This is a genomic window from Kitasatospora sp. NPDC089509, assembly GCF_044749365.1.
Lineage (GTDB): Bacteria > Actinomycetota > Actinomycetes > Streptomycetales > Streptomycetaceae > Kitasatospora.
In genome coordinates, this window is record NZ_JBIVHS010000011.1 from 216,197 (window position 1) to 239,519 (window position 23,323).

General features: G+C 73.7%; 17 protein-coding genes and 1 pseudogene. 7 read left to right on the forward strand and 11 right to left on the reverse strand.

Annotated elements, in window-relative coordinates:
- Positions 1-40 precede the first annotated feature (40 nt).
- Positions 41-1,654 (reverse strand): tannase/feruloyl esterase family alpha/beta hydrolase, encoded by a 1,614-nt coding sequence (locus ACIP4P_RS24045; RefSeq protein WP_400921513.1) that lies wholly within the window; start codon positions 1,652-1,654, stop codon positions 41-43.
- A gap of 460 nt (positions 1,655-2,114) precedes the next feature.
- Here ACIP4P_RS24045 and ACIP4P_RS24050 point away from each other — a divergent pair, with 460 nt between their 5' ends.
- A complete protein-coding gene (locus ACIP4P_RS24050) occupies positions 2,115-4,874 on the forward strand; it encodes an AAA family ATPase (protein WP_400921515.1) in 2,760 nt (919 codons plus the stop codon).
- A gap of 63 nt (positions 4,875-4,937) precedes the next feature.
- On the opposite strand, the gene ACIP4P_RS24055 is transcribed toward ACIP4P_RS24050, so the two are convergent.
- On the reverse strand, positions 4,938-7,652 hold the full coding sequence (locus ACIP4P_RS24055; protein ID WP_400921517.1) for an ATP-binding protein: 2,715 nt from the start codon (positions 7,650-7,652) through the stop codon (positions 4,938-4,940).
- Positions 7,653-7,815: 163 nt separating this feature from the next.
- Positions 7,816-8,735, reverse strand: a pseudogene (locus ACIP4P_RS24060) (NAD(P)-dependent oxidoreductase).
- A gap of 84 nt (positions 8,736-8,819) precedes the next feature.
- Here ACIP4P_RS24060 and ACIP4P_RS24065 point away from each other — a divergent pair.
- Together ACIP4P_RS24065 and ACIP4P_RS24070 are read left to right on the forward strand one after the other, a co-directional pair.
- Positions 8,820-9,221 carry a winged helix-turn-helix transcriptional regulator gene (locus ACIP4P_RS24065; RefSeq protein ID WP_400921519.1) on the forward strand — a complete coding sequence of 134 codons (402 nt, stop codon included), beginning with the start codon at positions 8,820-8,822 and terminating at the stop codon, positions 9,219-9,221.
- 40 nt (positions 9,222-9,261) lie between these two features.
- Positions 9,262-9,549, forward strand: coding sequence for a hypothetical protein (locus ACIP4P_RS24070; RefSeq protein ID WP_400921521.1), 288 nt, complete (start codon positions 9,262-9,264; stop codon positions 9,547-9,549).
- 177 nt (positions 9,550-9,726) lie between these two features.
- On the opposite strand, the gene ACIP4P_RS24075 is transcribed toward ACIP4P_RS24070, so the two are convergent.
- Positions 9,727-11,226, reverse strand: coding sequence for an Ig-like domain-containing protein (locus ACIP4P_RS24075; RefSeq protein WP_400921523.1), 1,500 nt, complete (start codon positions 11,224-11,226; stop codon positions 9,727-9,729).
- A gap of 260 nt (positions 11,227-11,486) precedes the next feature.
- Positions 11,487-12,242, reverse strand: a complete 756-nt coding sequence (locus ACIP4P_RS24080) for an AIM24 family protein (protein WP_400921525.1) — start codon at positions 12,240-12,242, stop codon at positions 11,487-11,489.
- Between the two features lie 204 nt (positions 12,243-12,446).
- Here ACIP4P_RS24080 and ACIP4P_RS24085 point away from each other — a divergent pair, with 204 nt between their 5' ends.
- Positions 12,447-13,376, forward strand: coding sequence for a helix-turn-helix transcriptional regulator (locus ACIP4P_RS24085; RefSeq protein WP_400921527.1), 930 nt, complete (start codon positions 12,447-12,449; stop codon positions 13,374-13,376).
- Positions 13,377-13,419: 43 nt separating this feature from the next.
- Here the strand turns inward: ACIP4P_RS24085 and ACIP4P_RS24090 are convergent, their stop codons facing one another.
- From ACIP4P_RS24090 to ACIP4P_RS24100, 3 genes are all read right to left on the reverse strand, one after another.
- Positions 13,420-14,139 (reverse strand): SDR family oxidoreductase, encoded by a 720-nt coding sequence (locus ACIP4P_RS24090; protein ID WP_400921529.1) that lies wholly within the window; start codon positions 14,137-14,139, stop codon positions 13,420-13,422.
- Between the two features lie 255 nt (positions 14,140-14,394).
- A complete protein-coding gene (locus tag ACIP4P_RS24095; RefSeq protein WP_400921531.1) occupies positions 14,395-15,138 on the reverse strand; it encodes a response regulator in 744 nt (247 codons plus the stop codon).
- Entirely contained in the window at positions 15,135-16,304 is a 1,170-nt protein-coding gene (locus tag ACIP4P_RS24100) for a histidine kinase (RefSeq protein WP_400921533.1), read from the reverse strand. Before ACIP4P_RS24100 ends, ACIP4P_RS24095 begins: the two co-directional genes overlap by 4 nt.
- Positions 16,305-16,478: 174 nt before the next feature.
- Here ACIP4P_RS24100 and ACIP4P_RS24105 point away from each other — a divergent pair, with 174 nt between their 5' ends.
- Positions 16,479-17,669, forward strand: a complete 1,191-nt coding sequence (locus ACIP4P_RS24105) for an alpha/beta hydrolase family protein (protein WP_400921535.1) — start codon at positions 16,479-16,481, stop codon at positions 17,667-17,669.
- 404 nt (positions 17,670-18,073) lie between these two features.
- On the opposite strand, the gene ACIP4P_RS24110 is transcribed toward ACIP4P_RS24105, so the two are convergent.
- Positions 18,074-18,895 carry an SDR family oxidoreductase gene (locus ACIP4P_RS24110; protein ID WP_400921537.1) on the reverse strand — a complete coding sequence of 274 codons (822 nt, stop codon included), beginning with the start codon at positions 18,893-18,895 and terminating at the stop codon, positions 18,074-18,076.
- A 116-nt stretch (positions 18,896-19,011) separates the two neighbouring features.
- Between ACIP4P_RS24110 and ACIP4P_RS24115 the strand changes: the two genes are divergently transcribed.
- Positions 19,012-20,031 carry an AraC family transcriptional regulator gene (locus ACIP4P_RS24115; protein ID WP_400921539.1) on the forward strand — a complete coding sequence of 340 codons (1,020 nt, stop codon included), beginning with the start codon at positions 19,012-19,014 and terminating at the stop codon, positions 20,029-20,031.
- Positions 20,032-20,135: 104 nt separating this feature from the next.
- Here the strand turns inward: ACIP4P_RS24115 and ACIP4P_RS24120 are convergent, their stop codons facing one another.
- Positions 20,136-20,531 carry a DUF2267 domain-containing protein gene (locus tag ACIP4P_RS24120; RefSeq protein ID WP_400921541.1) on the reverse strand — a complete coding sequence of 132 codons (396 nt, stop codon included), beginning with the start codon at positions 20,529-20,531 and terminating at the stop codon, positions 20,136-20,138.
- Between the two features lie 831 nt (positions 20,532-21,362).
- Here ACIP4P_RS24120 and ACIP4P_RS24125 point away from each other — a divergent pair.
- Positions 21,363-22,604: an MFS transporter gene (locus tag ACIP4P_RS24125; protein WP_400921543.1), complete on the forward strand. Its 1,242-nt coding sequence runs from the start codon at positions 21,363-21,365 to the stop codon at positions 22,602-22,604.
- Between the two features lie 106 nt (positions 22,605-22,710).
- On the opposite strand, the gene ACIP4P_RS24130 is transcribed toward ACIP4P_RS24125, so the two are convergent.
- Positions 22,711-23,151: a hypothetical protein gene (locus ACIP4P_RS24130; RefSeq protein ID WP_400921545.1), complete on the reverse strand. Its 441-nt coding sequence runs from the start codon at positions 23,149-23,151 to the stop codon at positions 22,711-22,713.
- Positions 23,152-23,323 lie beyond the last annotated feature (172 nt).

The window sequence follows — 23,323 nt, forward strand, 5'->3', positions numbered from 1 at the left end:
CGGGGCCGGTACGGGACGGGGCCGGTGCGGGGCGGTCGGGTCAGCGTCGAGCGGCGGGGGCGCAGCGGAAGCTGCTCGCGTCGGCGACGTCGCCGTGGCCCTTGTAGCGGGAGACCATCGGGTAGGCGCACAGGTCCCGGCCGACCGTCCTGCCGGAGGCCGTGGTCAGGGTGACGGGCAGCGTCTGCGGTGCATTGCCGTGCTCGACCCAGGCGGTCAGTGCGGCGAGGTCCTGGCCCTGGCTGTCGAGACCGCAGTGGGCGGTGCCCGGGGCGAGGAAGAGACGGTAGAAGCCGTCGACCTTCTTCGAGCCCCCCATCCGCCGGTCGACGCGCTCGCGGTACTGCACCGTGCCGTCGGCGGGGATGTACTGGTCGGCGGTTCCCTGCCAGGTGAGGAGCTTGCCGCCGGCCTTTCGGAAGGCGGACAGATCCGGGCTGTCGGTACCGATGATCTTGTCGTACTCGGCCTCGGACTGCCGGAACAGCTGGACGAACTGGGCGGAGGTGACGGTCGAGACGTCGAAGGCGGGCTGCTTCTTCACCCACGACGTCACCCACCCGGCCGGTACCGGGAACGGCGCGCCCACCCGCCCACCGGTGGCGGGGTCGACCCTGGTGCCCGCGAGGCCGCTCAGATCGGCGCCGATCGGAACGCCGGGCCAGAGCTTCTCGCCCGACGCGGTGCGCGGGCCGTCCCAGATCCGGCGCACCACCTCCGCGTCGGCCGCGGTGATCGTCACCTGCGTACCGTCGCACTCGACGGTGGTGCCGATCAGACGGCGGGGGTCGTAGCCGCACTCGTCGGGGTCGGTCAGCAAGCCGTCCTCGACGCCGTCCTGTCCGTCGCAGGCCTGGACGGCGGCGTCGGTGAAGGCCTTGAACTCGCACGCGGTCGGATAGGTCTTCGCCTCGTTCATCACCACCTGCGGCCACAGCGTGGCGACCTCGAACCGGGGCCAGTTGACGGCGGGGGCGTTGGCGAGGATGCCGTTGTAGTCGTCGGGGTACTTCTGGGCCTCCGCGTAGCCCTGGCGGCCACCGGTCGAGCAACCGGTGAAGTAGGCGTACGAAGCCGCGCGGTGGTAGTGGGCGGCGATGACCTCCTTGGCGACGACGGCTGCCTCGTGCTCGGAACGGGAGGCGAAGTTGTCGAGCAGGGCCGTGTCGACCTGGCCGTCACCCTGCAGTGCCCAGCTGGTGTCGACGTACGTCCCGACGCCCGCGTCGGTGGTGGCCGCGGCGTAGCCGTTCTTGACCGCGGCGGCAAGGGCGGAGCCGTAGTCGCCGGCCGCGTAGGCCAGGCCACCGACCGTCTCCAGTCGGCCGTTCCAGGTCTCCTGCGGCAGCCAGACCCGCACCTTGGCGTGGTCGCCCTGGCCGGGGTGGGTGAGGGTGACGGTGACGTCGCAGAACGCCGGGACGTCGGGGATCCGGACCGGACCCGCCGGGGTGAGGGGCACGTCGACGGTGCCCGCCGGGTGGGCGACCGCGGTGACGCTCTCGATCCGCGTACCGGCGGGCGCCTCGACCTCGGCGGAGGTGCAGCCGTGCACGGCGACGGCGGCGCCGGCCGCGGCCGGCGGGACACCGGGCCCGTACAACACGGCGGCCAGGGGCGCACCGGCGGCGAGGGCTGTCAGGAGTCGTTTCATCTGTCCCGTCCAAGGATGTGAGGTGGCTCCGGTCGGCATGGACACACTGCGGTCGCGTGCATGTGCCGATCGGAAGAGAGTCCACACACCGGCGGAGTGCCGGCGGTGGCCACGGCCGTGGCGAGCGTTCAAGGGCTGCGCCCGGGTGTTCCGTGGCCGACGGGATCCACAGTGCCCCGGCGCGCTGGGGCGGCACATCAGTCAGTCGACTGCTGACGGCAGCCGTCACCGGGGGGCGGCCCGCCGGTGCGGCCGGGTTCCGGAGGTGGCGGCGAGTCAAGGCGGCTGCGCGCAGCCCCCGGTCCCCCGCCGGAGCCCCGGTGGACCCGGGCCCGGGTTGCCACCAGGGTTCGCCCCTGGGGCGACGGACGGGCGGGCCCGGGATCGTTGTCGGCGGGTGCCGATCGGTACCCGCTGCGGCGAAGGATCTGATCGGTATCGGAAGAGAAGTGGGACGGGCATGGAATCCAACAGCACGCCGATGGTGGGGCGGGCAGGCGAGCAGGCCGAGCTCGCGGCTTTCGTGACGACCGCCGCGGGCCGGGCCCTCGTGCTACGGGGGGAAACGGGGGTCGGGAAGACGTCTCTGTTGGGCCACGCCGTCGCCCTGGCGGAGCGGGAAGGGTATGTCGTCATCCGCGCCGCCGGTGTCGAGGCGGAGTCCGAACTCCCCTACGCCGGACTGCACCAGTTCCTTCATCCGCTGCTCGGCGAGGTCGCGCGGTTGGACGACGGGACCCGGGCCGTGTTCGACGCCCTCTTCGGCCGCGCGGAGGGGGATCCTCCGTCGGTCATGCGGCTCGGCATCGCGGTTCTCGGCCTGCTGTCACTGGCGGCGCAGCAGCAGCCGCTGCTGGTGGTCCTGGACGACGGGCAGTGGCTGGACGACGCCAGCGCCGACGTCTGCGGGTTCGTGGGCCGGCGCCTGGTCGGCAGCCGGACGAAGCTGCTGATCGCGGTCCGCGCCGACATCGCGTCGCGCTTCGACACCGCCGCGCTGCCCGAGCTGTCCGTCGCCGCGCTCGCCGACGAGGACGCGGCGCTCCTGCTGGACCGGCGCCACCCGCGATTGGACCGGCGGATCCGCCGGACGGTGCTGGAGCAGGCCCGGGGAAACCCGCTGGCGCTGCTGGAACTTCCCACCCACCTCGGCGGTCCGGCCGGCGACCGGGCGAACGCTCTCGTCGGGCAGCACGGCCTGTCCCTGCCCCGACGCCTGCAACAGCTGTACGGCGCCCGGATCGCCGCCCTCGGCGACGGTGTGCGGGCTGAACTGCTGATGGGCGCGCTCGACGGCGTCGGGACGGGGCCCGGCCGCGGGCCGCTCGGCACGCGTTACCGCATGCGCGACGTCGACGAGGCCGTGGCCGCCGGGCTGGTCGACATCGAGCCGGGCACCGGCGACCTCACCTTCCGGCATCCGCTCGTACGCTCCACCGTCGTGCAGTTGGCCACCCCCAACCGTCGCCGCGCCGCTCACCAGGCGCTGTCACACGTCCACCGGGACGACCTCGAACGCCGGGCGACACATCTGGCCGCGGCCACCGTCGACCCCGACGAGGAGGTGGCCGGCCTCCTGGCGGCAGCGGCCGAGTCGGCGACCCGGCGCGGCGGCGCGCTGGCGGCGGTGACCTGGCTGACCCGCGCCGCAGAGCTCAGCGAGGACCGCACCGCCCGGTCCCGGCGCCTGGCGGAGGCGGCGTTCGTCGCGGGCCACGCCGCCCGGCTCGGCCAGGCGCACGGGCTGGTCCTGTCCGGTCTCACCCCCGGCCAGGCGCAGTCACCGGCCTCGGTCCTGGCCTTCGCCTACCAGACCCTCTACCAGGACGGAGACGTCCGTTCCGCCCAGCGCCAGGTCACGGCAGCGATCGAGCAGCTGCGGGACGGCGCGGACTCCGAGCCCGCCGAGGTCCTCACCCGGCTGGTGACCCTCCTGCTGGCGATCAGTCAGTACGCCGGGGAGCGCTCCGGCTGGGAGCGCACCCACGAGCTCCTCGCCTCCCTGGGCGACCTCGTCACCGGACGCACGCGCATCCACAGCGCCGCCTGGAGCGACGTGATCCGGTACGGCGCCGAATGCGCCGGAGTGGTGGAACGGTCCACCGCGGAGCTCCCGGCCCTCGAACCCTGGGAGGTGACGCGCCTGGCCGTGTCCGCGTACCACCTCGACCTGCTGAGCCGGTACCGCCCCTACCTGCAGCGCGTCGTGGACCGCGAGTTGGAGACCGGGGCCGCGGCCAGCGGCATGGTCATGCTGCACCTGATCATGCTCGACCAGATGGCGCTCGGCGAGTGGGACGAGGCCGAGGACACCGGTCGGCGGGTCCTGGACCTGGCGACCGGGCACGGACACGAGCTGTTCGCGGTCCAGAGCCGCGCCTACCTGGCCCAGCTCGCGGCGATGCGTGGACAGGCCGGTCGGGCGCGGGACCTGCAGGCCGAGGTGGACGCCTGGGCACGGCCCCGCGGGGTGGGGTTCCTCACCCAGCTCGCCGACTCCGCCGGCGCGACCGCCGCGTTGAGCGCCGGTGACTACGAGAGCGCGTACCTGTACGCCATCGGCATCACGCCGCCGGGCACCTTCCGGCCCTACACCTACCAGGCCCCGCGGACCCTGCTCGACCTCGTCGAGGCCGCCCGGCACACCGGTCGTCTCGGGCAGGCCAGGGCTCATGCCCTCGCCGCGCGCGACGCCGGACTGCCGGACCTGTCCCCCCGCCTGGCGCTGATCACCCATGGCGCGCTGGCGATGACCGCCGACAGCGAGCCGGAGGCCGCCGAGATGTTCGCGCGGGCCGAATCGCACCCGGACGCCGCCCGCTTCCCGTTCGAGCTGGCCCGGATCCGTCTGGCGCACGGCACCCGGGTGTGCCACGTCCGCGGCCGGGCGCCGGCACGGCGGTACCTCGTCGCGGCGGCCGAGGCGTTCGAGCGGCTCGGCGCCGTCGGATGGGCCGAGCGGGCCCGGACCGAACTGCGGACCACCGGGGCCCCGGCCCGCGCCTCCACGCCGGATCTCACCTCGTTGACCTGGCAGGAACGCCGGATCGCGGACCTGGCGGCCGGTGGGCTGACCAACAAGGAGATCGGCACCAGGATGCACCTGTCCCCACGCACCGTCAGCTCGCACCTCTACCGCATCTTCCCCAAGCTGGGCATCACCACCCGGGCGGCGTTGCGTGACGCCCTGAGCCGGGTCGAGGAGGTCTCACAGGTGTGACGCCCCTCGCCCCCCGCACACCGCTTCCCGTGCTCACCGCTTCCCCTCCCGCCCGCGGCCGCCTCATCGGCCGGACAGAGCACCCTCGACCTCGCGCCGGGAGGTGATCCCCAGCCGTCCGAAGATCTTGCGCAGGTGCCACTCGACCGTCCGCGGGCTGAGGAACAGCTGCGCGCCGATCTCCGCGTTCGAGTGTCCGGCGCCCACGAGCCGGGCGATCCGCGTCTCCTGCGGCGTCAGGACCGGTGCGTCGACGGTACGCCGACGCACCGTCTCGCCGGTGGCGAGCAGTTCCCGCCGGGCCCGCTCCGCGAACGCCTCCATGCCCATCGTCACGAACGCCTCGTGTGCGGTCCGCAGCTCGCCACGGGCCTCCGCCCGCCGGTTCCGGCGGCGCAGCCATTCGCCGAACAGCAGCCGGGCACGCGCCTCGAAGACCGCGAGGCCGCCCCGGCCGTAGTGCTCGATCGCCGCACGGTAACGGCCCTCGGCCCGCTCGTGCGCTCCGGTCAGCGCGTCGGCGACCGCCTTCGCCCCCAGCGCCCAGGGGGTGCCGGCCCGGCTCCAGTCGGCCAGCCGCTCGCGCGCCCGAGCCGCCACGGCCGGGTCGCCGACCCTGGTCGCCGCCTCGACCAGCTCGTTGCACGTCCAGTGGTGCACGACGAGGTCCTGGTGTTCCGCGCCCCGCAGCGCCGCTTCCATCGCGAGCGGATGGTTGCCGAGGCCGTTGTGGAGCACCGCCCGCGCACACGCCGCCATGGCGATCAACCGGCCCAGACCGCGCCGCTCGCCTTCCCGCTCCGTGGCCTCGAACAGTTCCAGGGCCGACCGCTCCCGCCCCCGGTACGCGCTCAGCAGGGCGGTCGTGGCCATGCTCGTCGCCCTGCCGGCGGCTTCCTCGACGTTCGCGGCCTCGGTCAACAGGTCCCAGGCCTCGGGGAAACGCCCCGCGTAGCCCAACGAGGCCGCTCGGTAGGGAAGCGCCGTCGACAGGATGGACAGGGCGCCCGTCGTCCGGGCGAACCGAACCGCCCGATCCGTGATGTCCAACCACGCCGCCAGGTCACCCAGTTCCACGGCCGCGTTCGCGGCCGGCCACAGGACGGCCAGCTCCTCGTCGTCGGTGACGAAACGCAACGCCCGCGCCAGCAGCGGAAAGGCCGCGACGGGCCCGTCGACGCTCCAGGTGACCAGAGCCTGGAGGAAGACCCCGGCCGTCTCGTCGCCGGACGGCAGGTCACGGGCCGCCTCGGCGACTCGCCGCAGCCCGCCCTCGTCGAGCCGGCCGGCCCAGGTGGCCGCACCGAACGCCGAGAGGTAGGTCTCACGTGCGGCGGCCGGGTCCAACTCCCTGAGCTCGCTCGCCGCCGCGAGCAGGGGCTGTACCGCACCGAGACCGGGATTGGCCATGGACGACGCCTTGGCCCGCAACCTGCTGGCGGTGGCCTGCTGCAACCGGTCCAGCGGTCCCAGTTCGGCGGCGGCGAGCAGGTCGGGCACCCGGGCCGACGCGCCCGCGCCGAGATGGGCCCCCGCCGCGGCCAGCGCCCGCCGTGCCCGCTCCCCCGGGTCGGAGCTGAGAGCCGCGGCGCGTTCCAGGAAGGAAGCGGCCGCGGCCCGGCCACCGCGGGCCAGGGCGCGGTCGGCCGAGCACTCCAGCGCGTCGGCCACCGACTCGTTCGGTCCGACCGCGGCATGCGCCAGATGCCAGGCCCGCCGGTCGGGATCGCGCTCGGCGTCGGTGGCCTCGGCGAGCGCGCCGTGCACCGCCCGCAGCGCGTCGGCGTCGGCGCCGCGCCAGGCCGCCGAGCGCACCAGCGGGTGCCGGAACCGCACCGGCGCACCCAACCGGAGCAGTCCGGCGGCCTCGGCCGGCGCCGCCGCGTCGGGCCCGATACCCAGCAGACGGAGGGCGCGCCACAGCAGCAACTCGTCACCGACCGGCTCGACGGCCGCGAGCAGCAACAGGGCGCGGGTGTCCCCGGGCAGCACGTCGATGCGTCGGCGAAAGCCCTCCTCGACCCGAGTCGCCACCGGGGCGACGCCGTGGCCACCGAAACCGAAGGCCAGCTCCGCCGCCGACAGCCCCTGGGGCAGTTCCAGCAGAGCGAGCGGGTTCCCACCGGTCTCGGCGACGATCCTGTCCCGCACACGCGGGTCGATCGGCCCGGGCAACGCCGAGTCGAGCAGGGCCCGGGCGTCCGGGTCGGCCAGCCCCGGCAGGGGAAGGCCCGGCAGGCCGGAGAGGTCCCCCTCCTCGTCGGTGACGCGCTCGGCGAAGACCAACGCCACCGATTCGGCGTCCAGCCGGCGGCCGACGAAGCCCAGGATGCGAAGCGACATCAGGTCCAACCACTGCGCGTCGTCGACCAGGCACACCAGCGGGGTCCGGGCCGCCGCCTCGGCGAACAGGCCGAGGACCGCCATCCCGACCAGCAGCAGTTCGGGAGCGGTCCCGGCGCTCAGGCCGAAAGCGACCCGCAACGCGTCCTGCTGCACCTGCGGCAGCCGGTCGAGATGCGACATGAGCGGGGCGCACAGGCGCTGTAGGCCCGAGTACACGAAGTCGGACTCGGCTTCGGTGCCCTCCGTGCGAACGATCCGCATCTGCGCCGCTCGCACGGCCACGTGGTCGAGCAGCGCGGATTTCCCGATGCCTGCTTCGCCGCGGAGCACCAGCACCCGGCTCCGCCCGTCGCGCACCTCGCGCAGCAGGCGGTCCAGCTCCTCCAACTCACGGTGCCGCCCGAGCAGTTGGTCCTTCGTGCCCTGCCCCATGTGCTTCCTCCGGCGCGTGCCCCCGTGCGGGGTCCCCCTCCTGGAGGAGCTTCGCCACCATTCTACGAACCTCGCACGATGACCAAGATCCATCCGGTGCCGACGGGGCACTCCCTACCGACCGGAGGGGCGGCCATCGGTACGCCGGCCCCGACGACGGTCGTCAGCGCGCCCCTCGGGGGCTCCGGATGCTGTCGATGATCCGGGTCCAGTGGTCGCCGCCGTGACCGTTCTCGATCGCGCGCCGGTAGTGGGCCCGCACGGCCAGGGGCAGCGCGAGGTCGAGGCCCAGCGACGTGCCGGTCTCCACGATGTGGTCGGCCGTCGCGCCCATCATGGTGACCGTGCTGAGGTCACCGGGGTGTTCGCCGGCGTCGAGCGCGGTTCCGGGCTCCTTCTCGCCCGCCCGCAGGATGGCTCCGATCGAGTCGGCCATGGAGAGCAGCTCCGGCAGGGCTTCCGCGGCCTTCATCCCCGCGGTGCCCAGCATCGCGGTGGCCTGCATCAGTGCGGACAAAGTCGTGAGGAACACGGCGAGTTGGGCCTGGTACATCATCTGGGCCAGGCCCGGCTCCGCCCCCAGGTACCTCGGCGCTCCCAGGAGCGTCAGCACCGCCCGGTGGCGCTCCATCACTTCGCCGCGGCCGCTGTAGTAGACGTGGGACGCCTGTGTGCCGACCATCGGCGCGGGGACCATGACGCCTCCGGTGAGGAAGTCGGCGCCGTGGCCCGCCGCCCAGGCCGCCGCCTCGCGTGAGCGGTCGGGGGTGTCGGAGCTGAGGTTGACCAGCGTCCGGCCGGCGAGCGACGCGGTGGCACCGTCGAGGATGTGTCGTACATCGCGCGGTAGTCGGTGAGGCTGAGGATCACGAGGTCGCTCGCCCCGACCGCTTCGCCGGGCGTCGCCGCGAGCGTCGCTCCGTCGGCGACGACGCCGTCGGCCCGACCGGCGGTGCGGTTCCAGACGGTGACGGGGTGGCCGGCGGTGAGGAGGGTGCGGGTCATCGCGCGGCCCATCGGGCCGAGGCCGATCACGGTGACGGCGCTGTTCGGTTCGGTGGTGCGGTTCTGTCGTTCGTTCACCCCTCCATGCTCGGAGAGCGCGACTACTCTCGGAAGTACGTACTAATTTCTGCGCTACTTACCATTTCGTAAGGGGGGTCAGTGATGGCCAAGGCACCGAGGCGAGGGCCTTACATCTGTGGCATCGACGCCGCGCTCGACGTGGTGAGCGGCAAGTGGAAGGGCCTGATCCTCTGGGAGCTCGATGTCCATGGCGTACGCCGCTTCGCCGAGCTCCGTCGCGGCCTGCCGGGCGTGAGCGAGAAGATGCTGACGCAGCACCTGCGCGAGATGGAGGAGGACGGCCTCGTGCACCGGGAGGCCTACGCCGAGGTGCCGCCACGGGTGGAGTACTCCCTGACCGGGCACGGGCGCACGCTCAATCAGGCGTTCGGGCCGCTCAGCGCCTGGGGCGACGAGCGGATGCGTCGTGAAGGCTTCGAAGCGGTCGACCACGCGGCCGGGACCTCACACCCCGGAAGCCCCGGCCCCCTTGACGCCGCATGATCGCGCACCGATCCTGGCCACCCGACACCGAAGGGATCACATGGACGTCGAAGTCATCATCAACGGTGAACTCCCTTCCTGCTTCCACTGCGACCGCACCGTCGCACTCCTCGCCCGCCTCACAACCCCCGACGGCTCCATCGACCTCCACCTGTGTTGGACCTGCGACACCGGACCGACCCCAGGCGGCCGCCTCCTCGCCGCCATGACCCTCCCCAACGACATACGGCCGGCGGACCTGTTCAAGGAATTCGCCCTGGACTGGGTGTCCACCGGACTCGACGCGCAGGGCTGGCAGTACGTACGCCGAGACGACCCACGGCACTGACCGTCCCGGCCGGTCCGAAGTGCGCCTGTCCCAGGGGTGATCCGCAGTGGGGCCGGGTCGTTGTCGCGGACCCTCATGCGGACGCGGAACAGCTCCTGGCGGGGGTGCGCCGCGCGGGAAGTCGGACGGGCCGACTTCCCGCGCGGGGACTTCGGGGTCTCCGGATGCCGGGTGGGGTCAGCCCGAGGTGCCGCGGGCGGCGACGGCGACGTTGGCGGTGCCGGTCGCGGTGCGGCCCAGGCCGTCGCGGACGGTGTAGGTGAAGGTGTCGCAGCCGGTGAAGCCCGCGGCGGCGGTGTAGCGGACCTTGCCGTCGACGATCGCGGCGGTGCCGTTGCCGGGGGCGGAGACGCCGGTGAGGGCCAGGCCCCGGCTGTCGGTGCGGCCGGTGCCGCTGGCGGTGGCGAGGACGTCGATGGTGGTCGTGCCGCCCTGGACGGTGGCCCCGGCGGCGGTGCGGGCGACCGGGGTCTGCGGGACCTGGGTGCTGCCGTAGTAGGCGAGGAGGGCGTAGGTGCCGTCGCCCAGGTCGATCAGTTCGAGGCTCTGGGGCTGGGTGCCGTCGTAGGGGCCGGTGCTGACGGCGCCGGAGGAGCGGTCCACGGTGAGCGCGGCGCCGGTGGCGGTGTTGCGGACGCCGGTGGAGCCGTCGTTCTGCGGGGTGAGGGAGAACCGCTGCGTGGCCAGGCCGAGCGAGGGGGTGGCACCGACGGTGAGGCCGTCGACGGTGGTGGTCATCACCAGCCCGGTCGCGGGGTTGCGGATCTCGGTGGAGCCGTCGCCCCGGGGTGCCAGGGTGAACTTCTGGGCCGCGCTGCCCTCCTGGAACGCCGAGCCGGTGACGAGGACCCCGGACACCGTCAGGGCGGTGCCGCTGACCGGTTGCGCGACGGCGTTGTCGACGTCGGCGACGGCCACCCGCGCGGTCGCGGTGGACTGCTGGCCGAAGATGTCCCGGATGGTGTAGGTGAAGGTGTCGCAGCCGGTGAAGCCCGCGGCCGGGGTGTAGCGGACCTTGCCGCCGACGAGCGCGGCGGTGCCGTTGGCGGGCTTGGAGCTACCGGTGATCGTCAGGCCGAGGGGCTGGGTGGTGCCGGTGCCCGAGGCGTTCGCGAGGACGTCGACGTCGACGGCCCGGCCCTGGCTCGTGGCGGCGGCCGAGTCCCGGGCCTGCGGTTCCTGCGGGACGGTGTGGTCGGGGTAGAACGCGCGGATGCCCCACGAGCCGTCGGCCTGCCGGACCAGTTCGAAGCTCTGCGGCTGGGTGCCGTTGTAGGCCTGGCCGGAGACGGTCGAGCCGTTCATGGTGAGGGCCAGCTTGTCGCCCTGGTAGAGGCTGCGGATGCCGAAGGAGCCGTCGGCCTGCTTGACGATCCGGAAGCTCTGCGGCTGGGTGCCCTTGTAGGCCTGGCCGGAGACGGTCGAGCCGTTCATGGTCAGGACGGAGCTGTTGCCCTGGTAGAAGCTGCGGATGCCCCAGGAGCCGTCGGCCTGCCCGACGAGCGCGAGGCTCTGCGGCTGGGTGCCGGCGTACGCCTGGCCGGAGACGCTGGAGCCGTTCATAGTCAGGACGTTGGCCGTGCTCGCTTGCGCCGGTCCGGCGGTGCTGCCGACACCGACGATCGCGGAGCAGATCAGGGCCGTCGCGGTACGCACGCGGCCGGTGGGAATGGACATGTTCCTCTTCCTCGCAGCAGGGGAGCGCCCGGAAAGCCCCCGGGCAGCGGCCAGCCTGCCGCCGGAAGATCGGCTCGGTTTGATCTTGCGCGGGAATGAACACGTTTGAGTGCGGATATTCACTCGCGAGTGCCGGGTTTCGATCGCTCGGTTGTCGGCCGCGTGACCACGGAAGCGCGTGCCTCGGGCGAGGAAACGGCGCGTCGTCCCGCAACAGGGCCGTGGCGGACGGTCGCGCGGTCGCCCGCGCCCCTGATGGTTCACCTCCGAAGGATGCCGCCGACGATGCCGCCGATCGCGCCGCCCTCTCCGGCGGCGACCGCGCCGTCACGGACGAGGTAGGGCTCAAGGGCGTGGGCGAGGCCGGAGACCGGCATGCTCTGCAGCGAGATCTGGCCGGGGCCCGTGAGGGCGACGAGGAAGATGCCGTCGCCACCGAAGATCTTGTTGGCGATGCCGGGGACCCGGGTGATGGCGAACTGCACCGACGCGTCGAACATCCCGACGTGGCCCGGGTGGACCAGCATGGTCTGGCCGGGTGCCAGGGTGTACTGGGTGATCTCGCCACCGAGTTCGACCCAGGCGCGGCCCTGGCCCTGCAGGCGCTGGAGGACGAAGCCCTCACCGCCCCACAACCCGCCGCGGAAGGACTGCTGGAGCGCGACCGTGGGGCTGACCCCGGGGGTGCCGCAGATCCAGCCGTGCCGATGCACGATGACATCGCGCCCGGGCGCGATGTCCACCGGCACGATGTGGCCGGGGACCTTCGCCGCAAAGGCGACCAGGCCGGAGCCGCTCTGCGCCTGGTACTGGGTGAGGAAGAGCCCTCCACCGCCGACGGCCCGCTTCAAAGTGTTCATCAGACCGCCCCGCCCGCCACCGGCGTTGGTGGTCTGCGACATCTGGATGTTCGGAGACATCCAGGACAGCTCTCCATGGGGCGTGATGACCGCTTCCCCCTGGTCGAGCCGGATCTCCAGCACCGGCATCGTGCTTCCGTTGACCACGGCCTGCATCGTCGTTCCTCCCCTGGACCTGCCGCACCTCGGCCCCGCCCCCCGCGCGGCAGGCTACCCCCCTCGTCCCGCCGCCAACCACGGGAGCGGGCCCGCGACTTCGTCTTCGGGCCTGCTGTGTCAGCCGCTGCTGTCGGGCCGGAGCGATACCCGGCCCGGTACCGCGGCCCGGAGGCGTGTCACGCGGCTTCGGATACCCTGACCGTGACTCAGCACGACCCCGGCGCCGCCCAGCCGACCGGGGCACGGGGGACGGGGAGCAAGGTCGTGGAGAGCACCGAGCAGCGGCGCGAGCTCGCCGCCTTCCTGCGCAGCCGGCGGGCCCGGATCGGCCCGGAGGCGGCGGGCGTGCTGTACCCCACCGGGCGCCGCCGGACGCCCGGGCTGCGCCGAGAGGAGCTGGCGGCCCTGGCCGGGGTGAGTGCCAGCTGGTACACCTGGCTGGAGCAGGGGCGCCGGATCAAGGTCTCCCGCCAGGTGCTGAACAGCCTGGCCCAGGTGCTGAAGCTGGACGGCGTCGAGACGCGGCACCTGTTCCGGCTGGCCGGCGAGGTGCCGCCGACCGGTCCGCGGCCGGCCGGGCGCGAGCAGGTCGCCGCCCAGTACCTCTCCTTCCTGGACCAGTTGGACCCGCTGCCGGCCTGCATCACCAACTACCGCTTCGACGTGCTGGCCTGGAACCAGGGCTACTGCGCGCTGCTGCCGGGGTTCGCCGACCTGGCGCCGGAGCGCCGCAACAACCTGCTGATCACCTTCGACCCGGACTTCCGCGACCTCTACCCGGACTGGCCGCAGGCCGCCGAGCACGTCGTGGCACTGTTCCGCGGGCAGTCGGCGGACCAGCTGGCCCGGCCGGAGTACGCCGAACTGGTCGAGCAACTGGCCGCGGAGAGCCGCGAGTTCCGCGAGCTGTGGGAGCGGATGGACCTGGTGGAGCACAGCCCGGCCACCCAGGTCTTCCGGCACCCGGCGCTCGGGCGGATCGAACTCGGTTACGTGAAGCTGCGGTTGGCCGACGCCGCGGCCACCCTGATCGCCTACCAGCCGATCGGGGACGACGGGCTGACCGGCCGGTTCGGCGCCCTGGTGACGGCGGGACGGCCGGCCCGGCCGGCGGCGGACCTGAACCGGTGAGACCGGCCCCGGCCCGCCGCCGGGCGGACGGTCAGGCGCGCGGTCAGAGTGTGCTGCCACCGTCCACGAAGCTCAGCGCGCCGGTGGTGAAGGTGTTCTCCAGCAGCTGCACCACGGTGTGCGCGACGTCGTCGGGCTGCCCGATCCGGCCGACCGGGGTGCTCGCCGCGGTCTGGGCGAACAGGCCCGCCCTGGCCTCGGCCGGGACGAAGTCCCACAGCGGGGTGTCGACCAGGCCGGCCACCACGACGTTCACCCGGATCGGCGCCAGTTCGACGGCCAGCGAGCGGCCCAGACCGCCGATGCCGGTGTTGGCGGCGGCCGTCGCGCTCAGGTCCGGGTACGGCTTGAAACCGCCGCTGCCGGCGAGCAGCACGATCGAGCCGGTGGGTGCGATCCTGCGCCCGGCGTGCCGGATGCAGAGCAGCGGGCCGATGATCTTCGTGTCGAAGGAGCGGCGCACCGCTTCGAGCGTCACCTCGTAGACCGAACCGGTCGCCATGTCGCCGGGGCAGAGCACCAGGTGGTCGATGGTGTCCAGGTCCGCGAAGAAGGATCGCACGCTCTCCTCGTCGGTGACGTCGATGACGCCGGTCGTGATGCCGTCGATCTCCTTGGCCGTGTCGGCGAGCTTCTCCTCGGAGCGCGAGCCGACCACGACCCGCGCGCCGGCCGCGGCGGCCCGGCGGGCCACCGCGCGGCCGATCCCGGAGCTGCCTCCGACCACGACGACTCGGGTGTTGGACAGGGGGTTTGAAGCCATGGGTCATCTCCTGGACAGTTGCTGCCGTGCTGGTCGGAGCGGCGGCGCAGGTGGCGCCCGGTCCCGCTCGGGAACGACGATGCCAGCTCGCCCAGGGGGTAGGCAGACTCGCTCTTATCCTAGGTATTTCACCACCAGGCAAGCCGCTCAGCTGCGGAAACACCGGACCGGACGGCCGGTCCGGCGGCCGGAGCGGGCGGGGCGGACAACCGGGAGCGCGGGCCCGGTAGTCGGCGAGAAGGCCGTGCTCGGGGTCTACGTGGCGCCGGGGGCGTCCCCTTCGGGTCCGCCGTCCCGGCCGGTGGGGCGTCGACGTGTGGGCAGGGGGTTCTGGCCTGCGGTGACGATGCCCGTCTCGTAGGCGATGACGACCATCTGGGCCCGGTCGTGGGCGTGGAGCTTGGCCAGCAGCCGCCGGACATGCGTCTTGACCGTCGCGATGCTCAGTCCCAGGTGCTCGGCGATCGCGGGGTTGGGCAGTCCCCGGGCCACCAGGCGCAGGACTTCCCGTTCCCGTGGGGTCACGTCCGCCGGTTCCCGGGCGAGCGGAAGGCCCGGCTCGTGGCGTGCGGCGAACTCGTGGATCAGACGGCGGGTGACCGCAGGAGCGAGCAGGGCGTCGCCGGAGGCGACCACCCGAAGGGCCGTCAGCAGGTCGGCGGGGAGGATGTCCTTCAGGAGGAATCCGCTGGCTCCGCCACGCAGTGCCGCGTACACGTACTCGTCCAGGTCGAACGTGGTGAGGACCAGCACGCGGGTGCCGACGGCGTCCGGGTCCGCGCAGATGCGCCGGGTGGCCTCCAGGCCGTCCATGCCCGGCATCCGGATGTCCATCAGTACGACGTCGGGCCGCAGCCGCAGGGCGAGTTCGACGGCCTGCTCACCGCCGGCGGCCTCGCCCGCGACGGTGAGATCCGGCACGCTCTCGATGAGCAGGCGGAAGCCCGCCCGCAGCAGCGCCTGGTTGTCGGCGATGAGAACCCGGACCGGCCGGTTCACCGTGCCGTCTCCGGTCCGCAGGGCAGTCGCGCGTGCACCCGGAATCCACCCGTCGCCAGGGGGCCGGCGGAGAGGGTCCCGCCGCACATGGCTGCCCGTTCCCGCATCCCGATGAGTCCGTGCCCGCCGCCGGGACGCCAGGACGGGGTCCGTGACGGGATCGGGAACGGGGACGGGAACGGGGAAGGGATCGGGGACGGCGCGTCGTTGACGACCTCGATCTCGACCGCCTCGGGACCCGTCCGGGACAGGTTCACCCGGCAGTCCGCCGATCCCGCGTGCCTGACGGCATTGGTGAGGGCCTCCTGAACGATCCGGTAGACCGCCAGTTCCACACCCGGGGGCAGTAGTGGACCCGGGTCGACGGACAGTTCCACGCGCGGGCCCGCACCGTCCGCGAGCGCGGGCAGGTCCGCCAGGCCGGGGGCGGACCCCAACTCGGCCCCGTCACCGGGTGATCGCAGGACGCCGAGCATGCGGCGCATCTCGGTGAGTGCCGTCCGGCTCGCCGTCCCCACCAGGGCGAGGGTGTCCACGGTCTCCTGCGGGTTGGCGGAGGCCACCGCACAGGCCACCTCGGCCCGTACCGCGATGACCGTCAGATGATGGGCCACCACGTCGTGGAGCTCGCGGGCGATCCGCAGGCGCTCGTCGGTCACGGCCTGTCGGGCGGCGAGTTCCGCGTACGACCGCTGCTCCCTCAGCGCGGTGCCGACCAGCCAGGGCAGGGTCATCATCAACGACGCGAAGACGACGCCCCCCGCGGCCCCGGAGGCCGGGACCGGTCGCGGTGCGAGGGCCGTGGCCACCGCGACGGCGCCCAGCGAGCAGCCGAGCGCCGTCGCGGACCGGTTCCGAGTCTCCCGCGCCGCCACCGTGTACAGGGCGGCCCCGACGGGGAGCCAGGACTCCTCCCAGCCGGTGAAGGCCAGGGCGAGGACCGCTCCGGCCAGGACCGTGTACAGGACCCGGACGGGACGTCTGCGCCGTACCGCGACCGGCAGCCAGACCAGCGCCGCCACCGCTCCCGCGATCCAGCCGCCGCGGTGCGTCTCGCTCGCGCCGAACGCCAGGGCGAGGAGCACGGCCGCGACCGTGTCCACACCGTGCCACTGCCCGTCCCGCAGACGCCCGGCCACCAGCGGCCGTGACTGCCCATCGCCCATGCCGGCCACGCTATCCAAGCGGGGCCCGGGGGCCTGTCAGCCCGGAGGACGTCATCTCACGGGCTGAGTCATCCGCGCGGCCGATGCCCGTCGTACCCTCCTGGGCTGACACCGGGTTCCTCCCCGGGGGCGAAGCCGTCGGGGTCGCCCGGCGGAACAGTGGAGCGCATGAACATGAATCGGAGAACTCTGCTGTCCTCGTGCACCGGACTGGCCGCCGCCATGGCCCTGGGTCCACTCGCGCCGGTGGCCGTCGCGCGCCCGGGGCAGGCGGAGCCCGTGCGGTTCCGACTGCCCGCCCCGAACGGGCCGTACCCGGTGGGTACGGTCGCGCTGCACCTGGCCGACACCGCGCGGCCGGACCCCTGGGTGCCCTCCCGCCCCTGCCGTGAGCTGATGATCAGCATCTGGTACCCCGCCCGCGGCGGCGCGGCCCGCCCCGCTGTTCCCTGGATGCCGCCGGCGGCGGCCGACCGGTACCTGGGCCTCGTCGGCGTGCCTCCCGGCCGGGTGCTCCTGGGAGACACCCACGGCCACGAAGGCGCTCCCGTCGGCGGCCCATCAGGCCCCTTGCCGGTCGTGCTCTACTCTCCCGGTGCCAATGCGTCTCGGTCGTTCGGCACCGGCGTCGTGGAGGACCTCGCCAGTCACGGCTTCCTGGTGGTCACCGTCGACCACACCTACGACGCGGCGGCGGTCGCCTTCCCCGGTGGACGCGTCGAGACGAATCCGCTGGGCGGGGTCAGCGACTACGCCAAGGCCCTCGCGGTCCGTACCGCCGACATCCGCTTCGTCCTGGACCGGCTCGCCGTCCTGCGCTCGGGCGGCCACCCCGGCGTCCGCCCCACCCCGCTGCCCACCGGCCTGCGCGGGGCGCTCGACCTGCGGCGCGTCGGAATGTTCGGCCACTCCCTGGGCGGCGCCACCACCGCCGCGACGATGCACACCGACGGGCGGATCATCGCGGGAACGAGCCTGGACGGAGGCGCGGCGGGCCCGGTGGTGGGCGCCGGACTCGACCGCCCGTTCCTGGTCGTGGACACCCCGGGCAAGGGCGGCATGGAGAACGACCCCGCCCTGCGCGCGTTCTGGTCGCACTTGCGCGGCTGGCGCCTGCACCTGACCGTACGGGGGGCCGCGCACCAGTCGTTCGGCGACGACGCGCTGATCCTGCCGCTGATCGCCCCTCTCCTGGGCATGTCACCGACCGATCTGGAGGACGAGGTCGGCACGATTCCCGGGCACCGGGCACAGGCGTTCCAACGCGCCTACCCGCGGGCCTTCTTCGACCTCCACCTCCGCGGCCGGGGGCGGCTGCTCGACGGCCCCTCCCCCGACTTCCCCGAGGTGGCATACGCCCGGTGAACGAATGATCTGCAGTGAAGCTTCGGTTCAGAGGGTCGACTGACCTGAGGCTCTTCGACGGCTCGTCAACTACAGGACCCTGAGCGACGGGGACGAGGGGCAACACGGCGTCGGACGGCTCAGCGCTTGTGCGCGTCGGTGTTGCGCCGGCGCAGGTCGGCATGCAGCGCGCGGGTCCGGACAGCTGATTCACCGGGGACTCGTCGCCGCCGTGGACGGGGCAGAAGGCGAGGGCCCCGTGCACGGGCGGCGAGCCCGCCTACTGTGGCCGAGCAGTGGCCCGGCTCGTGCACGGCGGGACTCACCGAGCCGGGCCGCCGGCCGCTGCCCGGCCGCTGCCCGGCCCTCACCGGATCGAGCGGCCGGCGGACGGGGGGACCCGGCTCGGGAGTCGCGGGCCGTGTTCAGCTCCAGTGGCCCGCGGCGGCGGCCTCGGTGGCGAAGGACTCGAAGGAGCGGGCCGGGCGGCCGAGGGCGCGTTCCACGCCGTCGGAGACGTCCGCGCCGTGGCCGTCGCGGATGTTCACCAGCAGGCCGGTGAGCACGGCGGCGACGGCGGGCGGCGTGCCGAGGGAGACCAGCTGGGCCGTGAAGTCCTCAGGGGTGACGTCGAGGTGGCGGACGGTGCGGCCGGTGGCGGAGGTGATCACCTCGGCCGCCTCGCCCAGGCTGAGCGCCCGGGGGCCGGTGAGCCGGTAGGTGCGGCCGCTGTGGCCGTCCTCGGTGAGGGCCGCGGCGGCGACCTCGGCGATGTCCTCGGCGTCGACGAAGGGGACGCGGCCGTCCCCGGTGGGCAGGGCGAGGGTGCCGGCGCGCACGCCCTCCCGCCAGAAGGACTCGGTGAAGTTCTGGGCGAACCACTCGGGCTGCAGGACGGTCCAGTCGACTCCGCTCTCACGCACGGCCCGCTCGGCGGCCTTGAGCGGGTGGCCGTCCTCGGCCCGGTCCACGCCGTGGGCGGAGAGCAGCACCAGGCGCCGCACGCCGGCGGCGACCGCCGCGTCGACCAGGCGCGGGGTGCGGGACTGCCCGCCGGGCTCCAGGAGGTAGAGGGCGGTGACGCCGTCGAGCGCGGGCGCCCAGGTGGTGGCGTCGTCGAGGTCGAGGCGGACGTCGGCGCCGGTGCGGGCGGCGGTGCGGACCGGCAGGCCCCGGTCGGTCAGGCGGCGGGCGATGCGGCGGCCGGTGGTGCCGGTGCCGCCGAGGATGAGGATGTTGTTCGTCATGCCCCCAGACAACCCCGGCGGAACCGGATGCTCCATGGGTGATCGTCGGCGATCCCTTTGTCATCGTCCAGACCGGGGCCCCGGTCCGGCCCGGGCCGTCGTCTAGCCTGGACGGCATGGACGTGCTGAGTGACCTGCTGCACCGGGCCCGGGCCAGCAGCGTGCTGGTCCGGCAGATGATCCAGCGCCCGCCGTGGTCGATGACCTTCGCGGACAATCCCGCGCTCACCGTCGTGGCAGCCCTCGACGGCCGGGCCTCGGTCCGCCTGGACGACGATCCGCGGGCCGCTCCGGTGCACCTCGCCGCCGGGGACATCGCGCTGATCAGCGGCACCCGCCGCTACACCATCGCCGACGACCCCACCACCCCGCCCCAGGTCGTGATCCGCACCAACGGCACACCCGCCTTCGAACCCGTCGGGCCGTGCCGGCAGAGCCTCGCCCCGCGCACCTACGGCGACGGGCTGCCCGGCGCCACCACCCTGCTCCGCGGCGCCTACGACCTGCGCGGTGACGTCGGCGAACGCCTGCTCGCCCTGCTCCCGCCGCTGGCCGTCGTCCCCGCCGGCCCCCGCACCCGACCCGCCCTGGACCTGCTCGCCACCGAGACCGCCCAGGAGGAACCCGGCCAGGACGCCGTCCTCAACCGCCTCCTGGACCTCGTCCTGGTACTCGCCCTGCGCGCCTGGTGCGCCCGCCCGCAGGCCACCGAACTCCCCTCCTGGTACGCGGCGTTGACCACCCCGGCGGTCGGCGACGCGTTGCGCCTGCTGCACGGGGACCCGGCCCGCCGCTGGACGGTCGCCGAACTGGCCGCCCGGGTCGGCCAGTCCCGGGCCACCTTCGCCGCCCACTTCACCACCGCCGTCGGCGAACCCCCGCTCGGCTACCTGACCTCCTGGCGGATGGTCCTCGCGGCGGACCTGCTGCGCGACACCGACGACACCGTCGCCGCCGTCGCCCGCGCGGTCGGCTACTCCGACGCCTTCGCCTTCAGCACGGCCTTCAAACGGGCCCGCGGCCTGAGCCCCTCGGACTGGCGGCAGCAGGCCGTCGAGCGCCCCGAACCGCCGCCGGGACCGGTGCCGGTAGCGGCGGGCGTCAGGTCGCCGTCCCGGGGGGCGGACGCTTCGTAGGTGCCCTTCCGGATGGTGCCGACCGTCCCGTCACCGGCCCCGCCCTCCTCCCAGCACTGATCCTCGGCGGCGCCGTGGACGGCGTGCTGTGGACGGCGCGGGTGTCAGGCGGCGGGCAGCAGGTCGGCGCGGCCGAACAGCAGGGCGTAACCGCGGGGCAGCTGGGCGAGGAGGCGGTCGGTGGCCTCGGGGCCGACGAGGTCGGCAAGGGCTGTGAGCACGCAGGAGGCGTCCCACCGGGCGCCCGTGCGAGAGGTGTCGAGGCTGCGGGCGACGGTGTCGACGAAGGCCGGGGCGGGGACCGGTTCGGTCCGGGGGACGGGGGCGACGAGGGCGGCACGGGCCCGGACGGGCAGGATCGCGGCGAGCTCGCAGCGTTCGGTGCCGGTGAGCTGGGAGCCGAGTACGCCGAGGACGGTGTCCAGGACGTGTCCGGCTTCCTCGTCGGTGGGGTAGCTGCCGAGGGTGCGGACGTCCTGGAGCAGGCTGTGCCGGGTCATCGCTGATGGCCTTCCGGGGCGGGGCCGACGCGGGAAGGGCGTCGGTGAGGTCGGGTTTGACGGGCGCCGGCCGAGGAACGGGCCAGCCGAGCGGAGGGGCCGTCGCCAGGTGGCGGCCGGTGCTGTGCAGCCGGTCTCGCCTCTGCCCGCACTGCTCGCGGGCAGGGGCGGCGCACGGCGCCCAGGGGGTGTCCCACGCGCCGCCGGCTCTGCCCCGACCTCCGGCTACCCCCTCGCGCCGACTTCATGCACCACCGATCCGGGCGGCCCTTCCGCCGTTCCCGTCGACGGCCGGTTCAACGCTCGCTGAGCAGCCGCACGACCTCACTCGGGTCACGAGTGCCGCTCGTCTGCCGAACGCACACCGCCGCAGCCCAGTGCGGCACTTCGGAGTCGGGGTAGTACGCGTAGTGGTGGCAGCCGTCGCACCACTCCCAGTACCGGCCGCTGCCGATGAACGTCAGCCCTCCCGACTCACGCGGCGCCCTCGGCCCGTCCAAGGAGAAGGCGATCCTCAACTCCGACTCCGAGCAGAGCGGACAGCGCACCCGGCCTTCCAGCCGTCGGGAGGCGAACTCGTTGGCGCGTGCCCTCCATTGTGATGTGTCTGCCGGCGAGACAGGAGTCCAAACGTCGTTCATCAGAGGTGTCCCCCGGTCCGGTCCTGCGAGCGGTTCCTGCACCGTGCGCGGCGCATGTCCTAACATCACCCCATGTTCCTCTCCCGTGACTAGGACCCCGAACAACGGCCGTACCCAGGCGGTGCGGTCGCCCTTCGGAGTCCCTGTTCACCCCGGCGCACCGTGTGCGTCGACCTTCCGAGGAACCTCCATGCCTTCGCCCTGTTCGTCCAATGCGTCCTATGCCACGGTCCTGCGCACCCCCGGTGCGGTCCGGGTCTTCGCCGCGGCCCTGGTCGGCCGTCTCTCCTACGGCACGGCCCCGTTCTCCCTGGTGCTCGCCGTCAGCGGCACCACCGGCGCGTACCCGCGGGCCGGCTGGGTGCTGGCCCTGTTCGCCACCTCCAGCGTGCTGCTCTCCCCCGTCCGGGCCGGGCTGGTCGACCGCCACGGCCCGCGCCGGGCGCTGCCGCCGATGGCGGTCGGGTACGCGCTGGTCCTGCTCGGCCTGGCCGCCGCCACCTGGCGGCCCGGCACCCCGTACCCCGTGCTGCTCGCCCTCGCCGTCGCGGCCGGCGTGTTCGCACCACCGCTCGGACCGGTCACCCGGGCCCGGTGGAGTGCCCTGCTGACCGACCCGGACCTCCGCCGACGGGCCTACAGCCTGGACACCGTGGCCGAGGAACTCCTGTACGTCACGGGCCCGTTGCTGGCCGGCCTGATCGCCGCGGCGGCCCGCCCGGCCCTCGGGCTGGTGCTCAGCGCCGTCCTCGTCCTCACCGGGACGCTCGCCCTGGCGGCCTCGGTGCACGGCGGGCCGGGCCCCGCCCGCGGCGGCTCCGCCACGGACCGTACGCGCCCCTGGCGGCTGCTGGCCCGTACCCGCCGGCCGCTCACCGCCGCTGCGGGCATCGGCGCCGGGCTCGGCGCTTTCAACCTGCTGGCGGTGGTCTTCGCGGGGCGGCACGGGCAGACGGCCGACGCCGCGTGGGTGGAGGCGGCACTGGCCACCGGCAGCGCCATCGGAGGTCTCGTCCTCGGCGCGGTCGACTGGCGGGCCCCGGCCGGTACCCGCCTCACCGTCCTCACCGCTGTCCTCGGTGGCGCGCTGGCGCTGGCCGCCCTCGCCCCGACGCTCCCGCTCCTGGCGGCCGTCGCCGCCCTGGCGGGTCTGGCCGTGTCACCGACCCTCACCACGGCCTACCTGCTCACCGACGAGCTCGCCGGGCCCGAGCAACGCACCCGGGCCGGAGCCTGGGTCAACGCAGCCTTCAACGGCGGTGGTTCGGCGGGCACCGCGCTGGTCGGCGTCCTCACCGACCGCCTCCCGCTGCCCCTGTGCCTCCTCCTCACCGCCACCCCGGTCCTCGCCGCCCTCGCAGCCGCCCGGCAGCAGGACAACGACCGGATCCACGACCGCGCCCGGACCGGGGCCGGGGAGCCTGCCGCCTGAGAGCGAGGAGGCGCAGGGCCGCTGCCGAAGCACTGCTGGGACTCGGCAACCGCACCGAGGCCATCACCCAACTCGACTGCGCCGCGCGGGAGGCGGAGTCCGCCGGCTACGACGACGGCGCGGTACGGGCACTCACCGCTCTGCCGCGCGCCACACCCGACCCGGAAGTCCGGGCGCGGTACGGCACGGAGAAGTCGGCGGACCGGCAGCCGGCCCTCCAGAACGAGGGAGCAGGACCTGTGCGGGGTTTGGGGCCGTTCAGCATCTGGTGGAGGGTCTCGGCCGGGCCGTTCTTCTGGTCGACGTGCCAGAACCACGGGACGTCGTCGAGGACGCGGGCCAGGTCGTCGGTGACAAGGGCACCGACGGTGGTACGCAGGTCGTCCGGGACGGGCCCGTCCGTGAGGCAGAACCAGGCGAGCGCGGCGGGCACCCTGACGTCCGCCGGGCGGGCGGGGTCCGACCACAGAGCGTCGAGCCAGGCGGTGGCGAGCGGGTCGGCGTCGTCGGTGACAGCGTGACGCGAGGCCTCGATGGCCCTGTTCATGGCATGGCCGCACAGTTGACTTCCTCACCCGCGTGAACGCGGGTGATTCCCCTCAGCCTCGCGGCTGAGCCGCTGCACGTAACGCAACGGTTGGGACTACTTCCTGCTTCACCGACGACCGCCCGCCCGGAGTGCTCCGTTGAGGTCTTACACCGTCTCCACAGGCTGCTGC